Here is a 17,174-nt window from a genome sequence, read left to right as displayed (position 1 = left end):
GCAGCGGGGTCGCGGGAAGCGCGGAGCATGCCCGGAGAGCGGAACAGCAGCCCGCGCGAAGGGTCCGGTGATGCGCGGGCTGCTGTCGTGGGCGGTGCTGGATCGAGTCCGGCCGGTCAGGCCGGGGTCAGGCCCAGAGCTGGCCCTGGAGGGTCTGGATGGCTTCCTCGGTGGTGGCGGCGGTGTAGACGCCGGTGGAGAGGTACTTCCAGCCGCCGTCGGCGACGACGAAGACGACGTCGGCGCTCTCCCCGGCCTTCTGTGCCTTCTTTGCCACGCCGATGGCCGCGTGCAGGGCGGCTCCCGTGGAGACGCCCGCGAAGATGCCCTCCTGGCGGAGGAGTTCGCGGGTGCGGGTGACGGCGTCGGCGGAGCCGACGGAGAAGCGGCTGGTCAGCACGGACGCGTCGTACAGCTCGGGGACGAAGCCCTCGTCGAGGTTGCGCAGGCCGTAGACCAGGTCGTCGTAGCGGGGCTCGGCGGCGACGATCTTCACGTCGGGCTTGTGCTCGCGCAGGTAGCGGCCGACGCCCATCAGGGTGCCGGTGGTGCCGAGGCCGGCGACGAAGTGGGTGATGGACGGCAGGTCGGCGAGGATCTCCGGGCCCGTGGTGGCGTAGTGGGCGCCCGCGTTGTCGGGGTTGCCGTACTGGTAGAGCATCACCCAGTCCGGGTGCTCGGCGGCCAGTTCCTTGGCGACGCGCACGGCGGTGTTGGAGCCGCCCGCGGCGGGCGAGGAGATGATCTCCGCACCCCACATGGCGAGCAGTTCCCTGCGCTCCTGCGAGGTGTTCTCGGGCATCACGCACACCATGCGGTAGCCCTTGAGCTTCGCGGCCATGGCGAGCGAGATGCCGGTGTTGCCGGAGGTCGGCTCGAGGATGGTGCAGCCGGGTGTGAGCCGGCCGTCCTTCTCCGCCTGCTCGATCATGTACAGCGCCGGGCGGTCCTTGACGGAGCCGGTGGGGTTGCGGTCCTCCAGCTTGGCCCAGATCCGGACGTCGGCGGACGGCGAGAGCCGCGGCAGGCGCACCAGCGGGGTGTTGCCCACCGCGGCCAGCGGCGAGTCGTAGCGCATGGCCGCTGCTCAGGCCATGCCGCCGGCCACGGCCGGCAGGATCGTGACGTTGTCGCCGTCGCTGACCTTGGTCTCGATGCCGTCGAGGAAGCGCACGTCCTCGTCGTTGAGGTAGACGTTGACGAAGCGGCGCAGCTGGTCGCCGTCCACGATGCGGGCCTGGATGCCCGCATACCGGGTCTCGAGGTCGGCGAAGAGCTCGGCGAGGGTGTTCCCGGTCCCCTCCACCGTCTTCTGGCCGTCGGTGTACTGGCGGAGGATGGTCGGGATGCGGACCTCGATGGCCATGGTGGAGGGCTCCTGTCGGAAGGGGTGGTCTGGTTCGTGTGGGCGCGCGGCGCGTCCGCCGCGGCTCGTGGCCCGTGCGGCGGCGGGGCGGGTCAACAGATGGCGCTGTTCAGCCTGCACAGGTCGACGTGCAGCCGCGCCACGAGCAGAGTGCCCGGCGCCGTTTCGCTCACGTCGAGAAGAACCATGCGGTCATCGTATCGATTCCCGGGCGGCCCCCCGGAGTGTGATCTCACCGTGCGGACACCCTTCATCCGCCATTCGGAACATGCCAGGTCGGTGGGCCGGCCGCGCCGGCTCAGTACGACTCGACGACCTTGACCTCCTCCTCTGTGACCTCGCCCTCGACGATGCGGAACGACCGGAACTGGAACTCGCCGGCGCCGTCGGTGTCGGCGGTGGAGACCAGCACGTAGTGGGCGTTCGGCTCGTTCGCGTAGGAGATGTCGGTCCGGGAGGGGTAGGCCTCGGTGGCGGTGTGGGAGTGGTAGATGACCACCGGCTCCTCGTCGTTGTCGTCCATCTCCCGGTAGAGCTTCAGCAGGTCCTGGGAGTCGAACTCGTAGAAGGTGGGCGAGCGGGCCGCGTTCAGCATCGGGATGAAGCGCTCGGGGCGGCCGGAACCCACCGGCCCCGCGATCACGCCGCACGCCTCGTCGGGGTGGTCGGCGCGGGCATGGTCGACGATCTTGTCGTACAGAGCCTGGGTGATGGTCAGCATGGGGCTCAGGATAAGCGGACGGGCCACCCCGTACCGAGGAGTGGTACGGGACGGCCCGGATGCTGGACGCCCGGAGCGGTGGCGGCAGGGGGTGCCACGAGTACTCCCTGCCGGCGGGCGTCCCTCCGCGGGAGCCGCGCGCCCGGTCAGCCGACCTTCTCGAGCTCCGGCTCGCGGCGCTCGGCGATCTGCGGGTTGCGGCTCTTCATGATCGCCCAGCCGGCGGCCAGGGCCACGGCCCAGCCGGCCGCCACATAGAGGCAGATCCGCGCGTCCTTGTCGTACGCGATCATGCCGGTCACGGCGATCAGGAAGAGCAGGGCGACCCAGCTGAACAGCGAGCCGCCGGGAGCCGGGAAGGGCGAGCCGGGCAGCCGGTCGGCGACGACCCCGGCGCGGTAGCGGATGTGGCTGATGAGGATCATCATCCAGGTCCAGATGCCGGCCGCGGTGGCGACGGACGTGACGTAGAGGAACGCCTTCTCCGGCACCACGTAGTTCAGGATCACGCCGATGCCCATGAGCGCCACGGAGACGGTGATGCCGACGGCGGGCGTCTTGCGGGCGTTGAGCCTGGAGAAGGCCTGCGGGGCCTCGCTGTTGGCGGCCAGGTCGCGCAGCATCCGGCCGGTGGAGTACATGCCCGAGTTGCAGGACGACAGGGCCGCGGTGAGCACCACGAAGTTCACGATGCCGGCGGCGAGCGGGATGCCGATCCTGCCGAAGGCGTGCACGAAGGGGCTCTCACCGGCGGAGAACTCGGTCCACTTGACCACGGAGAGGATGACCAGCAGGGCGCCGACGTAGAAGACGATGATGCGCCAGGGCAGGGTGTTGATGGCCTTGGGCAGGGTCTTCTCGGGGTTCTCGGACTCGCCCGCGGTGACGCCGACCAGCTCGACGGCGAGGTAGGCGAACATGACGCCCTGGAGGGTCATCAGGCTGGAGCCGATGCCGTTGGGGAAGAAGCCGCCGTGCGACCAGAGGTTGGAGACGGTGGCGGTGTCACCGGCGTCGGAGAAGCCGAGGGTGAGCACGCCGAGGCCGATCACGATCATGCCGATGATCGCGGTGACCTTGATCATCGAGAACCAGAACTCGACCTCGCCGAAGATCTTGACGGAGATCAGGTTGACGCCGAACAGCACCACCAGGAACACCAGGGCGCTGACCCACTGGGGGATCTCCGGGAACCAGAAGTGGATGTAGATCGCGGCGGCCGTCAGCTCGGCCATGCCGGTGACCACCCACATCAGCCAGTAGGTCCAGCCCGTGACGAACCCGAAGAACGGGCCGAGGAACTCACGGGCGTACTCGGCGAAGGAGCCGGAGACGGGCCGGTAGAGGAGCAGTTCTCCCAGGGCCCGCATGATGAAGAAGATGACGACGCCCGCGAGGGCGTACATGAGAACGATGCTGGGTCCGGCCTTGGCGATGTTCGCACCGGCGCCCATGAACAGGCCGACGCCGATGGCCCCGCCGATCGCGATCATCTGGACCTGGCGGCTGCCGAGCCCGCGTTCATACCCCTCTTCAGGAGTTTCGGTGACCTTCGCAGAGGTCATGTCGTGCGCCTTTCTCCATGCCGATCCGGGCCGCAGGTCGGCCGCGGATCGGGTCTCGATCCCCCCGGACTGATGGAGCTGAGCGGACTGCGAGATTCCGCTCGATTGCCATGCCGGTGGTGACCGGCCGGTGGCGCACCCGTCCGAACATTCGGGTGGCGCTCGGCGGGCGGTCGTGAAGATGTATCACGGCCGCACGATTGATCACTGGCTCGGATTGTGGCGCGCATCACGGCAAGAACCGGACAAAGCGCGCCCCACAGACCCATACAAGACGGATCTTTTGACTTGATCGTTAATCGGATTTGAGCGTCCTCTGAGCGAACGCGTCAGCGAAGATTTCCGCACTTTCCCGGTCGATTCCGGGCATGGAAGGGCGCGGCGGGTCCGGCTGCGCGGCGCTCACGGCATCAGCGTCGCAACGAGCGTCTCCTGGAGCCCGCCGAGCCAGAGGTAGGCCATCACCATCGGCTTGCGCGCATCGTCGTCCGGGAGGCGGTAGAGGACCTCGGTGTCGTCCTCGTCGTCGATCTGCAGCCGGGCGCCGATCGCCAGGCGCAGATCGTTCAGCGCGCCGAGCCACTGCCTGGACTCCTCCGGCGACAGCTTGAGCACCGCGACGCCCTCGCCGGCGGCGGTGAGGGCGTCCAGGGACCTGATGACGGCGAGGGCGTTCTCGCGCTTGCCGGCGCGCAGGTCGTTCTCGGTGTAGCGGCGGAACTCGGCGGAGTACGCCCGCTGCTCCTCGGCCTGCTCCGGGGACGCGGAGCCCTCCGGGTCGCAGTAGGCGTCCGGGAAGAGACGGCGCAGCACCGGGTCGGCGGGGGGTTCGCTGGGGCCGTCGGAGAACAGCTCGGCGAGCGGGTCGGCCGGGGCGTCCTCGGCGGGGCCGGGGCCGATCAGCTCCATCAGCTGCACGGCCAGGGACCGGATGATGGAGATCTCGACCTCGTCGAGCGCGACGGCCGCGCCGCCGCCGGGGAGCGGTTCGAAGTGTCCTGGCATGGAGGCGATTCGCTACTTCCGGTCCTGTTGGAGGGTGGCCCACAGACCGTAGCCGTGCATGGCCTGGACATCCCGCTCCATCTCCTCGCGGGTGCCGCTCGACACGACCGCGCGGCCCTTGTGATGGACGTCGAGCATGAGCTTGGTGGCCTTGTCCTTGGAGTAGCCGAAGTACGTCTGGAAGACGTACGTCACATAGCTCATGAGATTGACCGGGTCATTGTGGACGATCGTGACCCATGGGACGTCCGGCTCGGGTACGGCGAAGCTCTCCTCCGCCGACTCGGTGCGTTCGATCTCCAACGGTGCGGGTGACGTCACACTGCCCATGCTGCCACGCCTCCCTGAAATCGTCACACCGACGAAAAGGGAGTATCCTCGTGCCTGACGGATCTTCCGGGGACGGTCCCCGGACCCCGGCCGCTTTCGGGGTGCCCTGCGAGACGAACCAGGAGTATCGGAGTGGGCGTTGCGGATCTCGGGCTGCCGGTGGATGTTCCCTCGACGGCCCTCTTCACGGACCACTACGAGCTGACCATGCTGCAGGCCGCGCTGAAGGCCGGAACGGCCGACCGGCGCAGCGTCTTCGAGGTGTTCACCCGGCGGCTGCCGGAGGGCCGGCGCTACGGCGTCGTGGCCGGCACCGGGCGGGTCCTGGACGCGCTGGAGAACTTCCGGTTCGACGAGGGCGTGCTGGAGTTCCTGCGCGAGCGCCGGGTGGTCGACGAGGAGACGCTGCGCTGGCTCGCCTCGTACCGCTTCTCCGGCGACGTCTACGGCTATCCGGAGGGCGAGGTGTACTTCCCCGGCTCGCCGGTCCTGCGGGTCGAGGGCAGCTTCGCCGAGTGCGTGCTGCTGGAGACGGTGATCCTGTCCATCCTCAACCACGACTCGGCCATCGCCGCGGCGGCCTCCCGGATGTCCTCGGCCGCCGGCGGCCGGCCGCTGATCGAGATGGGCGCGCGGCGCACCCACGAGCTGGCGGCGGTGGCCGCCGCGCGCGCCGCGTACATCGGGGGCTTCGCCTCCACCTCCGACCTGGCGGCGGGCTTCCGTTACAACATCCCCACCGTCGGCACCTCGGCGCACGCCTTCACGCTGCTGCACGACACCGAGCGGGACGCCTTCCGCGCCCAGGTGGACAGCCTCGGCCGGGGCACCACGCTGCTGGTGGACACCTACGACGTCGCCGAGGCGGTCCGCACGGCGGTGGAGATCGCCGGTCCCGAGCTGGGCGCGGTGCGCATCGACTCCGGCGACCTGCTGCTGGTCGCGCACCGAGTGCGCCACCAGCTGGACGAGCTGGGCGCCAAGAACACGAAGATCATCGTGACCTCGGACCTGGACGAGTACGCCATCGCCTCGCTGGCGGCGGCACCGGTGGACGGATACGGCGTCGGCACCCGGCTGGTCACCGGCTCCGGGCACCCCACCTGCTCCATGGTCTACAAGCTGGTCGCCCGGGCCGAGACCTCCGACCCCGAGGCGCCGCTGGTGCCGGTGGCGAAGAAGTCGGTGGGCGGCAAGACGTCCATCGGCGGCCGCAAGTGGGCCGCACGGCGGCTGGACGAGGAGGGCGTGGCCGAGGCCGAGGTGGTCGGCACCGGTCCCGTGCCGGACGAGCTGTCCGACCGGCAGCTGCTGGTGCAGCTGATCAAGGGCGGTGAGGTGCTCGCCCGCGAGCCGCTGGACGCGGCCCGGGACCGGCATGCGGCGGCCAAGGCGGCCCTGCCGCTCTCCGCCACCCAGCTCTCCCGAGGGGAACCCGTCATTCCGACGGAGTACGTCAAGTCAGGCTCGGGTAGCTAGCTCAGTGTCCGGGTCTGCCGGGGCCCGGCATGTCCGGACTGCCGGGGCCCTGTCAGTGCCGTCCGTCATTCAATAGGCTCGGAAGCTCACCGGCCGGGCCAGTTTCTCACCCGACCCCATAGTCGAAGGACTCCGACCATGCGCCGCGCCTTGATCGTCGTCGATGTGCAGAACGACTTCTGTGAAGGGGGCAGCCTCGCCGTGGCCGGTGGGGCGGAAGTGGCTGCCGCGATCACCGAGCTGATCGGGCAGGCACCGGCCGGCTACCGGCACGTGGTGGCCACCAGGGACCACCACATCGCCCCCGGAGGACACTTCGCCGACAACCCGGACTACGTCCACTCCTGGCCCGCGCACTGCGTCGCCGGGACCGAGGGAGTCGGCTTCCACCCGAACTTCGCCCCCGCGGTGGCCTCCGGCTCCGTCGACGCCGTCTTCGACAAGGGTGCCTACTCGGCTGCCTACAGCGGCTTCGAGGGCACCGACGAGAACGGCGTGAAGCTGGCGGACTGGCTGCGCGAGCGGGGGATCGACGAGGTCGACATCGTCGGCATCGCCACGGACCACTGCGTGCGGGCGACCGCGCTGGACGCCGTGAAGGAAGGGTTCCGCACGCGGGTGCTGCTCGATCTCACGGCGGGTGTCTCCCGGGAGACGACCGACCGGGCCCTGGAGGAGCTGCGGCAGGCCGGGGTCGAACTCACGGGCAAGCCGGTCGTCCACGCCGCTCAGTGACCGCTGCGTCACTGCGGGCGGCCCGCATCGCCCCGGCGGCACCAGTGCCCGCGGTCGGGCTCACGTCTGCGGCGTCGTCCGTCTGAGCAGCGCCCGGATGGGGTGCCAGAGCTCGACGGAAAGGTCGGCCGAGAGGTCGGCTGCGGGCGCCGTGCGCCATATCAGGCCGTCGGGGTGGTGGAGGACCGCGGTGACCTCGTCCGGCGTGGGCGGGGCCGCGTTGCCCCGGAGATAGATCGCCCGGAGACCCAGGTTGCGCAGCCTGGTCAGGGCGCGCGCCCGGTTCTGGGCGTGGACGAGCACGCGGACGCCGGACGGCGCCTCGGCGGCGGGGCTGGGCAGGTTCAGTGCCACCACCACCGTGCCGTTCGGCAGCTTGCAGAAACCTCCTGCGGCCATCTGGTCATACCCCCGTGTCAGCCGGTGTCGATCCGTGTGTCAATAAGAGAACCACAGGACGCACCTAAACACGGATCGGCGGTGACCCGCCAGGGGGTCACCGCCGATCACGCTCTGACCTGGGCAGACGCTGTTTACCTGCCCGCAGGGGCGACCTCCAGCTCGATCGTCGAGCCGTCCTTCGCCTCCTTCAGGATCTTGATCTTCGTGTTGGTGTCAGTGATCTTGACGCTGCCCGTCGGGTTCGCCTCGTCGTAGTAGTCGTTCTTCCGGTCGTTGAAGACCGAGACGCCCTTCGAGCCCGGGATCCGCTTCGCCACGTCCTCCTTGTGCAGCGTCATGCCGTCGGTGCGGAACTTGCTGAAGGTGGCGTCGTAGGTCTGGATGCGGTTGCGCATCAGCGTGCCGTCGGCCCACTTCAGCGCGTCCGGGTGGGAGTCGACCGGCAGGATCAGACCGGTGCCGGGGTGCTGGCTGGTGTTGTTGTCCTGCTGGGAGGTGTCCCACTTCCAGATCAGCAGACCGTTCTGGTACGCGAAGTGCTCGACCCAGTCCGGGCGGGCGGTGAAGCCGAAGTTGTACGGGCCGACCTCGAGGGTCTTGTCGTACGAGATGTACTGCCGGTTCTCGGCGATGTAGTACTGCTCGTAGTCCTTGGTGAAGGACGCGCCGACGCGGGTGAAGCCGTTGGACTTCCAGGCGTCGTCCGCGGTCTCGGCGTTGTCGGTGAACACCGCCTCGCCGTCCGCGGTCACCGAGATCGCGTCGGCCGTGAAGCCCTTCTGGGCCACGCCGCCGTCGGTCTGGTAGCGGAAGCGCAGGTCGATCTTCTGGCCGGCGTAGGCGTCCAGGTCGAACGCGAACTTCTTGTAGCCGTCGAGCGTGCCGTGCAGCGCGGGCTTGTCGCTGCCGTCGCGCGGGATCGGCTGGCCGTCCACCGTGCCGTCGATCGCGGTCCAGTTGGCGCCGCCATCGGTCGACACCTCGGTGTAGAGGTAGTCGTAGTTGGCCTCGATGTCGTACCAGCCGTCGAAGGTCAGCTCGGCCTCGGACTTGCCGGTGAGGTCCACCGTGCGGGTCAGCGTGTTGCGCAGGTCGTCACCGCTGCCGGACCACCACTGGGTCTCGCCCTCGGCCGGCTCGATGATCTCGGTGGTGACGGCCTTCTTGGGCAGGTTCACCACCAGCGCCTGCTTGTGCTTGGTGTTGTACTCGGCGACGCCCAGCTTGTGCCAGGAGTTGACGCCGGCCTTGGCGGTGTCGTAGTTCAGCCAGCCCAGCTGCAGCTTGTCCCAGGCGGTCATGTCGCCGGGGAGGTCGCCGATCTCCTTCTTGCCCGTGCCGAGCCAGGAACCGGACGACATCAGCGTCCAGAAGCCGGTGCCGTTCTCGCCGCCCGCGGTGTCGTAGAGGTCCGGCAGACCGAGGTCGTGGCCGTACTCGTGGGCGAAGACGCCGAGTCCGCCGTTCTCCGGCTGGATGGTGTAGTCGCCGACCCAGATGCCGGTGTCGCCGATCTTGGCGCCGCCGAGCTTGTTGAAGTCGGGGCCGGTGGCGCCGGCGTCGGTGCCGAAGGCGTACCAGCGGTGGGCCCAGATCGCGTCCTCGCCCTGGGCGCCGCCGCCGGCGGACTCGTCCTCACCGGCGTGCACGATCTGGAAGTGGTCGATGTAGCCGTCGGGCTCGTTGAAGTCGCCGTCGCCGTCGTAGTCGTAGCGGTCCCACTCGTCGTAGCGGGCGACCTCCGCCTTGATCTGGGCGTCGGTGCGGCCGGCCTTCTTCTGCTGCTCCACCCAGGCGTTCAGACCGTCGCTGACGACGTTCCACACGCTCGGGCAGTTGCTGTCGCCGCAGGCGTTGTTGCCGTAACGGGCCTCGTTGTAGGGGACCTTCACCCAGTCGGACACCTGGCCCTCGACCGAGTAGCGGCCGGAGGACTGCTTCTCGTAGTACGTCTTGACCGAGTCGACGCCCTTGCCGTGGCCGAAGTACAGGTCCTCGTAGTGCTGCTGGTTGTAGTCCTCGCGCCAGGCCGTGGAGTTGTCCTTCTTGCGGTCCGGCTTGGCTATCTGGTTGTGCAGGGGACCGGGGGTGCCGCCGTAGCGGCTGTCTATCTTGTCGCCGAACTCCACCAGGATGGTGAAGATCTTGTCGGTCTTCTCCCGGCCGAGCTCGACGTACTTCGCGTCGCCCTTCTTGCTCTTGAGCTGAACGACCTTGGAACCGTCGCGCTTCTTCACCGAGGCCTTGCCGGAGAGGACCTGGTGCAGGGCCTCCTCCCGCTGGGCGGCCTGAGTGTCGCTCAGGGGGCCCTTGAGGTCGTGCGAGTCCGTGCCCTTCGCCGGATGCGGGTCGTGGCGGTCCACGGCCGGCGGCCGGGCCGGCGAGTCCGCATGCGCGACGCCGGCGGCAGACAGCGTGGCAGTGGCCGTTGCGAGCGCGACAGCGGTGGCCGCCGCTCTGAACGTCCAGGGTCTACTGGTCACTTGAGTTCCTCCCCCGCGTGCGCGTGCGCGGATTGGGGGGCAGATGCAGTGCAGGATCCACGCACGCGTGATCAACGCGTGTAGTCAAGTGACGACATTTGACTAGAGGTTCGCCAGAAAAGACAGACCTTGACTTGGACAAGTCAAGTGCACTATGCAGAAGGCGTTGTTCGCTTAACGGACGGCAGGGGTCAACCCAACACAGTCCGAACCGGGTTGCATGTGACACCGGCGCATGCGTCTGTCCACTGTGCGGACATCATGACTCCGTGCGCCCCCCGTGCACCGACCCTGTCGGTTAGGTCACGCTTACTGTCCGTTCCGCTCGGGCACGCTCGCGGTTAGAGTCGCTTGGCGGAACGCCATGTGAGCCGGCGGAATGCCAGGCCGACAGCCCCCGACTCCGAGGACACGATGGCCATGCCCCGTCCGACTGTCGCTCAGTTCGCCTACGGTTCGTGCACCGTGGTCCTGTCCACCCTCACCCTGCTGCTGGCGTCCCGGACGAGTTCGGCGGCCGGGACGGCGGCCGTCGCCGTCGCGGCTCTCGCCCTCGGACTGCTGGTGGCGGTGAAGGCTCCGGGCATCCGCCGCACCCGCCGGCTCTCGGTGGTACGCCCGGCCCCCGCCCGTCCTGAACCGGCCGCGTCCGCGGAGCGGGTACGGGCCACGGTCCCCGCCCCGGTCCGCGAGAGCGTGCGCGAACCCGTGCGGGAGAAGGCGGCGTCCTGAGCCCCGTCCCCGGCGTCCTGGAGCCCGCCCCGGTCGCGGCCCGCCGGAGGGCCGGAGGTCAACGCGTGCTGACCACCACGGTCTTGGCCGCCTTGTCGTGCAGGCCCTGCTTGTAGGGGCGGTCGAAGAAGCTCCAGCCACCCGCGATCGCGGTCCACACACAGGCACAGCAGAAGGCGAACGGCAGCCAGAGCACCGCGGCGCGGATGAGGGAGGTCTGCACCGAGGGGGTGGACCCGTCGTTGAGGTTCGCCACGCGCATGTTCAGCAGCTGCTTGCCGAGGGTCTGCCCGTTGCGTGCGGTCAGCACGGTGTCGTAGGCGATGTAGAGAACCGCGCCGATGACGGACTGCCCGAGCGTGCTGCCGACCTCCACCTGGTCGCTGTCCCACTCGTACTGGTTGAAGCCGAACGCCCAGGAGAGCAGCCAGACCACCACGCCCACCAGGATCAGGTCGATGATGCGGGCGAGGGTGCGCTTGGCGCTGTCGGCGAGCGGGGGCATACCGGCGAGCGGGTCGCCGGGCCCCCCGGGACCGGCGCCGTAGGGACTGCCGGGACCGGAGCCGTAGGGACTGCCGGGGCCTCCCGGGCCGCCGGGTCCACCCGGTCCTCCAGGACCTCCGCCGCCGTAGGGGCCGCCACCGGGGCCGTAGGGGCTGCCGCCGCCCGATCCGTAGGGGTCGCCGCCACCGCCGCCGGGGTACGGCGGGGGCTCGTTGCCGTACGGGGAGCCGGAGGGAGAACCCGCTCCCGGACGCTGCCCGGGGCCCTCCCCCGGCGGGGGCTGCTTCTTGAACGGGTCGTCGTCAGGCTGACCGGAGCCGTGGGGCGGTTCGGTGCTCATGGCCCGAGTCGACCGCACTCCCCCGCCCCGCGCATCCGGCGAGCCGCCGTCCGGAGTACCTCGCCGTCAGTCCGTCACCGACCGCCGGGAGCACCGCCGTCAGCCGGCCACGAGCCGTCGGAGTACCGCCTCAGCCCGCCACGAAGGTGTGGGCCGCCTTGTCGTGCCAGCACTGCCGCCACGGCTTGTCGAACAGGCACCACAGCACACCGACCACACCCACGACCAGCAGCCCGGGGATCCAGTAGACCAGCCAGCGGCGCAGAGCCGCGCCGAACTCCGGTGTCTCATGGGCCTCGATGTCCCGGACCTCCAGACCCAGCAGCTTCTTGCCCAGGGTGCGGCCCCATTTGACGGTGGGCAGCACCTCGGTGAGCACCCCGGCGAGCAGCAGGACGGCGAGCACGATGCCGAGGTGGACGGAGGTGGTGCCGTCGATCAGCCACACCGTGACGGTCTCGCCGGAGAGCTTGGCCGCGTCGATCTTCGCGTTGATGTGGTCGACGGCCTTGATGCCGAGCGGCACGGCGGCCACCGAGGTGAGGGCGCCGGCCACGAGGGTGTCGAGCAGCCGGGCCACGAACCGCTTGCCGAGCCCCGCGGGACGGGCGGAGGCCTGGCGCCGCGCCGCGGCCTGGAAGGGGTCCTCCGTCGGCGGCTTCCACGGCACGACCGGCGGTTCCTCCCCGCCCGCCAGCCGGTGCACCTGCTGCGCCCACGAGGCCTGCCCGCCACCGGGACCGCTGGTCAGCGGCGCGGCACCGGGAGCGGCTGCCGCGGGCGGTACGGCGGCGTTCGGGGCGGCGGGAGCGGCAGGCGCAGCGGGGGCGGCGGGGCCCGGCTGAGCGGCGGCGCCCGCCGCGCCCGGGGCCGGCCGGTCCGCGGTGGCCTGCGGGGGCACGGCGGAGGCGGTACCGGGGGCGGCGGAGGCCGAGGCGGCGGACGCCTGCTGAGGACCTGACAGGGCGGTCGGGGCGGCGGACGCGCTCCCGGTGCGGCGCGGGGAGACCGCGCGGAAGGTCATGGTGCCCGGGTCGTCGTCGGCGGCGTCCGCGGCGGCGGCCGCGGATCCCGGCTTCGGCTTGCGGAAGACGAAGGTGCTGCCCCCGGCGGCGGACTCCTGCGGCTCCGGCGTGCCCTCCGTACCTGCCGCTCCCGCGGCGGCCTCGGTCCCCTGGGCGCCGCCCGTGGAGCCCGCGGCACCGGCGGGCTTCGCCGCGGCGGCGTCGGACGTGGCCCGGGCCGGGTCACCCGCCGGTGAGGCGGACGTGCCGGCCGCACCGGACGTGCCCGTGCCGCCCGCCGCGTCCTCCTCCGCCTTCCGCCCGCCCGGGGTGTGCGGGACCCTCGGGTCCGTGCCCCAGGAGACCTTCTGGTCCCGGTCGCCGCCGAAGCCGGACTGGCGGGAGCGGTCGGCGGCCCAGGCCGAGGCGGGCTCGGGACGGCTGCCGTGCTGGGCATCGGCGGCGGGGCCGGTACGGGACGGCTCCTCGACCGGATCCTCGTCGAAGAAGTGCGGCCCGGTCTCCTCGACGGAGGGCGCCGCACCGGGCGGCGGTGCCAGCGACTCCCCGTTGGAGGGCGCCGGGCGGCTGGTGCCCGGTACCCACGCGGACCCGTTCCAGTACCGGACATATCCGGGAATGGACGGATCGGGGTAGTACCCTGCGCGGGGCTTGTCGTCGCCTGGTGCCGGGGTTGGGGCGCTCATGTCCGTCGTCCCGTATCTGCTCGAGGTGGGTCGGGGGGCTCCACATCTATCAGACCCGCGCACGTGCCTGGGCCCGTCCCACCGGACCCACCCCTTCGGGGCACCGTTGTGGTAACCCCCGATGACGTGTGGTGCGCGCCGCGAAAAAGCCCCCCGGACCCGCGTAATGCCTCCGCGCCCGCCCGCTCTCTCCTCCCGACAGCCCTTCACGGGGGCCTTTCACAGGAGAGGAACACACACCATGCACATCGTGGTGGAGCGCGAACTCGAAGTGCGGCTCGTCCTGGCGCCGGAGCGGAGCATCCCGGTGGCGGCCCTGCTCGCCTACCGCAGCGACGACCCCTACGCCGTCCACATCACCTTCCACACCGACTCCGCCTCCCCCGTGCGCTGGACGTTCGCCAGGGACCTGCTGATCGAGGGCGTCTTCCGGGCCTGCGGCCACGGGGACGTGCGGGTGTGGCCGTCGAAGGCGGACGGGCACGGCGTCGTGCTGATGGCGCTCGCCTCCCCCGACGGCGAAGCCCTCCTGCAGGCCCCCACGGCGCAGGTGTCGGCCTGGCTGGAGCGGACGCTGCGCGCGGTGCCGCCGGGCAGCGAGGGCGAGCAGCTCGGTCTGGACGACGGACTGGCCGGGCTGCTCGCCCAGTGACCCCGGCGGCACCGGGGTCAGAACAGTTTGCCCGGGTTGAGGATGTTCAGCGGGTCGAAGACCTGTTTGACGGCCCGCTGCATCTCCAGCCCCACCGGGCCGAGTTCGCGGGCCAGCCACTCCTTCTTCAGCACCCCCACCCCGTGTTCGCCGGTGATGGTGCCGCCGAGTTCCAGGCCGAGCGCCATGATCTCGTCGAAGGACTCGCGGGCCCGCCGGGACTCCTCGGGGTCCTGGGCGTCGAAGCACACGGTGGGGTGGGTGTTGCCGTCGCCCGCGTGGGCGACCACGCCGATGGTCAGGCCGTGCTTCTCGGCGATCCGCTCGACGCCGTCGATGAGTTCGCCGAGCCGGGAGCGGGGCACGCACACGTCGTCGATCATCGTGGTGCCCTTGACCGCCTCCAGGGCGACCAGCGACAGACGCCGCGCCTTGAGCAGCAGCTCGGACTCGGCGGCGTCGTCCGCGGGGACGACGCTGGTGGCGCCGGCCGCCTCGCACAGCGCGCCGACGGCGGCCAGGTCGGCGGCGGGGTCGGCGGTGTCGAAGGCGGCGAGCAGCAGCGCCTCGGTGGAGTCCGGCAGGCCCATGTGCGCCAGGTCGTTGACCGCCTTGACGGTCGTACGGTCCATCAGCTCCAGCAGCGAGGGGACGTGCCCGCCCGCCATGATCCGGCACACCGCGTCGCAGGCGGCGGCCCCGGAGGAGAACTCGGCGGCCAGCACCAGCTGCCCGGGCGGCTTGGGGCGCAGGGCGAGGACGGCGCGGACAACGATGCCGAGGGACCCCTCGGAGCCGACGAACAGCCGGGTCAGGTCGTATCCGGCGACCCCCTTGGCGGTGCGGCGGCCGGTGGACATCAGCCGGCCGTCGGCGAGCACCACGTCGAGGCCGAGGACGTACTCGGCGGTCACCCCGTACTTGACGCAGCACAGGCCGCCGGAGGCGGTGCCGATGTTGCCGCCGATGGTGCACTGCTCCCAGCTGGAGGGGTCCGGCGGGTAGTACAGTCCGTGCTCGCCGACCGCGCGGGACAGATCGGCGTTGACGACGCCCGCTTCGACGACGGCGATCCGGTCGACGGGGCTGATCTCCAGGATGCGGTCCATCTTCGTCAGGGACAGCACGATGCAGCCGTCGGTGGCGTTGGCGCCGCCGGACAGGCCGGTGCGGGCGCCCTGCGGCACCACCGGCACGCGCAGCTCGGTGGCGGTGCGCATGACGTGCTGGACCTGCTCCACGGTGCGCGGCAGGACGACCACGGCGGGGCTGCCTGCGGGGCAGAAGCTCGCCATGTCGTTGGCGTAGGAGGCGGTGACGTCCGGGTCGGTGAGGACGGCCTCGGCGGGCAGCCCGCGAAGCAGCCCGTCGACGAGAGGTCCGGCCGCCACCGTGTCTTCGTCGCGGCGCGCTTCGATACGGCTCATGATCACAGCCTGGCACCCGGGGCCATCGGTGTGAACCCCGTGTACGGCAGCCACAGCACTCGGGGTGTGATCGTCGTACCGGTGCGGGGTGTGCCGCACAGTGAGCGCCATGGAGGACAAGCCAGACGACAAGCCGGGGGGCGAAGCGGTCGGAATTTCGAGCGGCACGGCGGGCGGAGAGCCGCAGGCCCGGCCGGCCCGGGCTGCGGACGGCGGGCCCGAGGTCCCGGCGGACGACGAACCGGAGGCCCCGGCGGACGAGGAGGCGTCCCCCGGGCCCCGCCGCACCGAACGGCGCCGGGTGCTGCTCGCCTCGGTCGCCGCTTGTGCGGTGCTCGGCGGGCTGCTTGTGCTGCTGCCGCTGGGGCGGGGGGACGACGGGCCGCCGGAGCCGGCGCCGGGAGCGCGGGCGATGGCGGCGGTCACCAGCGGGGTGCCGGCCTCGACGACGGATCTGCAGGCGCTCGTCGAGGAGCGCGAGCGGCATCTGCGGAGGCATCCGCGGGACGCCCGGGCCTGGGCGGTGCTCGGCACGGCCCGGGTGGAGCAGGGGCGGCGGCTGGCCGATCCGTCCGCCTTCCCGCGGGCCGAGCGGGCGCTGCGGACCTCACTGAAGGTGCGCCCGGAGCGGAACGCGGAGGCGCTGCGCGGCCTGGCGGCCCTGGCCAACGCCCGCCGGGACCATCCGGCGGCCCGCAGGTGGGCCGAGGCCGCGCGTCGGCTGGAGCCGGGGCAGTGGACGACGTACCCGCTGCTGATCGAGGCGTACCGCGGGCTCGGTGACCACGAGACGGTGGACCGGCTGCTCGACCGGCTCACCAGGCTGCGCAAGGACCCGGCGGTGATGGCGGTGACGGCCGCCGTGTACCGGGACCGGGGCTGGCGGGAGGACGCGGCGGCGCAGCTGGCCGACGCGGCGGCGGCCACCGTCGACCCGGCGGAGCGGGCGGCCTATGTGGAGCGGGCCGGGCAGCTCGCCTGGGAACGGGGCGATCTGACCGAGGCGCTGCACCACTTCCAGGAGGCGGTGCGGCTCGACCCCGGCCAGCGGGCGGCCCAGGCGGGGCAGGGCAGGGTGCTGGCGGCGATGGGGCGGACCACGGAGGCGCTGAGCGCCTACCGGGTGGCGCTGGAGAAACAGCCGCGGCCCGAGTACGCGCTGGAGCTGGGCGAGCTGTACACCTCCCTTGGCATGCCGCAGGCGGCCGGCGTGCAGTACGACCTGCTGCGCGAGCGGGTGCGGCGGGCGGCCGCCAACGGGGTGGACGAGAACCTGGTGCTCGGCCGGTTCGAGGCGGACCACGGGGATCCGCGGGCGGCGGTGCGGCGGCTGCGCGCGGAGTGGGAGCGGCAGCCGTCGGTCGCGGTGGCGGACGCGCTGGGCTGGGCGCTGCACCGGGCCGGGGAGCACGAGGAGGCGCTCGGTTTCGCGCGGCGGGCCACCGAGGGCGAGCGCGGCGGCGGGGTGCGCAGCGCGCTGTACGCGTTCCACCGGGGCATGATCGAGCGGGAGCTGGAGCGGTACGGGGCGGCGCGGCGGCATCTGCGGGAGGCGCTGCGGATCAACCCGTACTTCTCGCCGCTGAAGGTGCGCGAGGCGCGGGCGGCGCTGGCCCGGCTCGGCGAGCCGCCGGTCGAGTCCGGGGCGTACGTGTCGTAGCGGCGGCGTGGGCGGGCAGCCCCTCCTTGCCGTGGCGGGCGGGGCGGGCACCTCGCGGC

General features: G+C 71.3%; 17 protein-coding genes. 5 read left to right on the top strand and 12 right to left on the bottom strand.

The window, feature by feature from the left end:
• Nucleotides 1-127: 127 nt before the first annotated feature.
• From HCJ93_RS11500 to clpS, 7 genes are all read right to left on the bottom strand, one after another.
• On the bottom strand, nt 128-1,078 hold the full coding sequence (locus tag HCJ93_RS11500; protein WP_167993881.1) for a PLP-dependent cysteine synthase family protein: 951 nt from the start codon (nt 1,076-1,078) through the stop codon (nt 128-130).
• A gap of 9 nt (nt 1,079-1,087) precedes the next feature.
• Nucleotides 1,088-1,366: a MoaD/ThiS family protein gene (locus HCJ93_RS11495; RefSeq protein ID WP_167993879.1), complete on the bottom strand. Its 279-nt coding sequence runs from the start codon at nt 1,364-1,366 to the stop codon at nt 1,088-1,090.
• Nucleotides 1,367-1,458: 92 nt separating this feature from the next.
• A complete protein-coding gene (locus HCJ93_RS30140; RefSeq protein WP_344001581.1) occupies nt 1,459-1,554 on the bottom strand; it encodes a putative leader peptide in 96 nt (31 codons plus the stop codon).
• Nucleotides 1,555-1,664: 110 nt separating this feature from the next.
• A complete protein-coding gene (locus HCJ93_RS11490; protein ID WP_167993877.1) occupies nt 1,665-2,087 on the bottom strand; it encodes a M67 family metallopeptidase in 423 nt (140 codons plus the stop codon).
• Nucleotides 2,088-2,233: 146 nt separating this feature from the next.
• On the bottom strand, nt 2,234-3,652 hold the full coding sequence (locus HCJ93_RS11485) for an amino acid permease (RefSeq protein ID WP_167993875.1): 1,419 nt from the start codon (nt 3,650-3,652) through the stop codon (nt 2,234-2,236).
• A gap of 402 nt (nt 3,653-4,054) precedes the next feature.
• Nucleotides 4,055-4,657 carry a DUF2017 domain-containing protein gene (locus tag HCJ93_RS11475; protein ID WP_167993873.1) on the bottom strand — a complete coding sequence of 201 codons (603 nt, stop codon included), beginning with the start codon at nt 4,655-4,657 and terminating at the stop codon, nt 4,055-4,057.
• Between the two features lie 12 nt (nt 4,658-4,669).
• Nucleotides 4,670-4,987: an ATP-dependent Clp protease adapter ClpS gene (gene clpS, locus HCJ93_RS11470; protein ID WP_167993871.1), complete on the bottom strand. Its 318-nt coding sequence runs from the start codon at nt 4,985-4,987 to the stop codon at nt 4,670-4,672.
• 132 nt (nt 4,988-5,119) lie between these two features.
• Between clpS and HCJ93_RS11465 the strand changes: the two genes are divergently transcribed.
• Nucleotides 5,120-6,466 carry a nicotinate phosphoribosyltransferase gene (locus HCJ93_RS11465; protein WP_167993869.1) on the top strand — a complete coding sequence of 449 codons (1,347 nt, stop codon included), beginning with the start codon at nt 5,120-5,122 and terminating at the stop codon, nt 6,464-6,466.
• A 138-nt stretch (nt 6,467-6,604) separates the two neighbouring features.
• Complete coding sequence (locus tag HCJ93_RS11460; RefSeq protein ID WP_167993867.1) at nt 6,605-7,201, top strand: nicotinamidase; 597 nt, start codon at nt 6,605-6,607, stop codon at nt 7,199-7,201.
• A 60-nt stretch (nt 7,202-7,261) separates the two neighbouring features.
• On the opposite strand, the gene HCJ93_RS11455 is transcribed toward HCJ93_RS11460, so the two are convergent.
• Together HCJ93_RS11455 and HCJ93_RS11450 are read right to left on the bottom strand one after the other, a co-directional pair.
• Nucleotides 7,262-7,600: a hypothetical protein gene (locus tag HCJ93_RS11455; RefSeq protein WP_167993865.1), complete on the bottom strand. Its 339-nt coding sequence runs from the start codon at nt 7,598-7,600 to the stop codon at nt 7,262-7,264.
• A 134-nt stretch (nt 7,601-7,734) separates the two neighbouring features.
• Entirely contained in the window at nt 7,735-10,086 is a 2,352-nt protein-coding gene (locus HCJ93_RS11450; RefSeq protein WP_167993863.1) for an immune inhibitor A domain-containing protein, read from the bottom strand.
• A 414-nt stretch (nt 10,087-10,500) separates the two neighbouring features.
• Between HCJ93_RS11450 and HCJ93_RS11445 the strand changes: the two genes are divergently transcribed.
• Complete coding sequence (locus tag HCJ93_RS11445) at nt 10,501-10,818, top strand: hypothetical protein (RefSeq protein ID WP_167993861.1); 318 nt, start codon at nt 10,501-10,503, stop codon at nt 10,816-10,818.
• Between the two features lie 58 nt (nt 10,819-10,876).
• Here the strand turns inward: HCJ93_RS11445 and HCJ93_RS11440 are convergent, their stop codons facing one another.
• Together HCJ93_RS11440 and HCJ93_RS11435 are read right to left on the bottom strand one after the other, a co-directional pair.
• A complete protein-coding gene (locus HCJ93_RS11440) occupies nt 10,877-11,665 on the bottom strand; it encodes an RDD family protein (protein ID WP_167993859.1) in 789 nt (262 codons plus the stop codon).
• 130 nt (nt 11,666-11,795) lie between these two features.
• Complete coding sequence (locus HCJ93_RS11435; RefSeq protein WP_167993857.1) at nt 11,796-13,376, bottom strand: RDD family protein; 1,581 nt, start codon at nt 13,374-13,376, stop codon at nt 11,796-11,798.
• Between the two features lie 241 nt (nt 13,377-13,617).
• On the opposite strand from HCJ93_RS11435, the gene HCJ93_RS11430 reads away from it, so the two are divergent.
• Complete coding sequence (locus HCJ93_RS11430) at nt 13,618-14,028, top strand: SsgA family sporulation/cell division regulator (protein WP_167993855.1); 411 nt, start codon at nt 13,618-13,620, stop codon at nt 14,026-14,028.
• Between the two features lie 17 nt (nt 14,029-14,045).
• Here the strand turns inward: HCJ93_RS11430 and HCJ93_RS11425 are convergent, their stop codons facing one another.
• Nucleotides 14,046-15,461: an FAD-binding oxidoreductase gene (locus HCJ93_RS11425; RefSeq protein ID WP_167993853.1), complete on the bottom strand. Its 1,416-nt coding sequence runs from the start codon at nt 15,459-15,461 to the stop codon at nt 14,046-14,048.
• A gap of 103 nt (nt 15,462-15,564) precedes the next feature.
• On the opposite strand from HCJ93_RS11425, the gene HCJ93_RS11420 reads away from it, so the two are divergent.
• Nucleotides 15,565-17,115 (top strand): tetratricopeptide repeat protein, encoded by a 1,551-nt coding sequence (locus HCJ93_RS11420; protein ID WP_167993851.1) that lies wholly within the window; start codon nt 15,565-15,567, stop codon nt 17,113-17,115.
• The last annotated feature ends 59 nt before the right edge of the window (nt 17,116-17,174 follow it).

This window comes from Streptomyces composti, assembly GCF_012034205.1.
Lineage (GTDB): Bacteria > Actinomycetota > Actinomycetes > Streptomycetales > Streptomycetaceae > Streptomyces > Streptomyces composti.
Note: the sequence above shows the minus strand (reverse complement) of the source record. Positions and strands in the feature narration are given on the sequence as shown.

Coding starts and splice junctions, on each gene's coding strand:
- HCJ93_RS11500 (WP_167993881.1), bottom strand. CDS start 1,078: ATGCGCTACGACTCGCCGCTGGCCGCGGTGGGCAACACCCCGCTGGTG.
- HCJ93_RS11495 (WP_167993879.1), bottom strand. CDS start 1,366: ATGGCCATCGAGGTCCGCATCCCGACCATCCTCCGCCAGTACACCGAC.
- HCJ93_RS30140 (WP_344001581.1), bottom strand. CDS start 1,554: ATGGTTCTTCTCGACGTGAGCGAAACGGCGCCGGGCACTCTGCTCGTG.
- HCJ93_RS11490 (WP_167993877.1), bottom strand. CDS start 2,087: ATGCTGACCATCACCCAGGCTCTGTACGACAAGATCGTCGACCATGCC.
- HCJ93_RS11485 (WP_167993875.1), bottom strand. CDS start 3,652: ATGACCTCTGCGAAGGTCACCGAAACTCCTGAAGAGGGGTATGAACGC.
- HCJ93_RS11475 (WP_167993873.1), bottom strand. CDS start 4,657: ATGCCAGGACACTTCGAACCGCTCCCCGGCGGCGGCGCGGCCGTCGCG.
- clpS (WP_167993871.1), bottom strand. CDS start 4,987: ATGGGCAGTGTGACGTCACCCGCACCGTTGGAGATCGAACGCACCGAG.
- HCJ93_RS11460 (WP_167993867.1), top strand. CDS start 6,605: ATGCGCCGCGCCTTGATCGTCGTCGATGTGCAGAACGACTTCTGTGAA.
- HCJ93_RS11455 (WP_167993865.1), bottom strand. CDS start 7,600: ATGGCCGCAGGAGGTTTCTGCAAGCTGCCGAACGGCACGGTGGTGGTG.
- HCJ93_RS11445 (WP_167993861.1), top strand. CDS start 10,501: ATGGCCATGCCCCGTCCGACTGTCGCTCAGTTCGCCTACGGTTCGTGC.
- HCJ93_RS11440 (WP_167993859.1), bottom strand. CDS start 11,665: ATGAGCACCGAACCGCCCCACGGCTCCGGTCAGCCTGACGACGACCCG.
- HCJ93_RS11435 (WP_167993857.1), bottom strand. CDS start 13,376: ATGAGCGCCCCAACCCCGGCACCAGGCGACGACAAGCCCCGCGCAGGG.
- HCJ93_RS11430 (WP_167993855.1), top strand. CDS start 13,618: ATGCACATCGTGGTGGAGCGCGAACTCGAAGTGCGGCTCGTCCTGGCG.
- HCJ93_RS11420 (WP_167993851.1), top strand. CDS start 15,565: ATGGAGGACAAGCCAGACGACAAGCCGGGGGGCGAAGCGGTCGGAATT.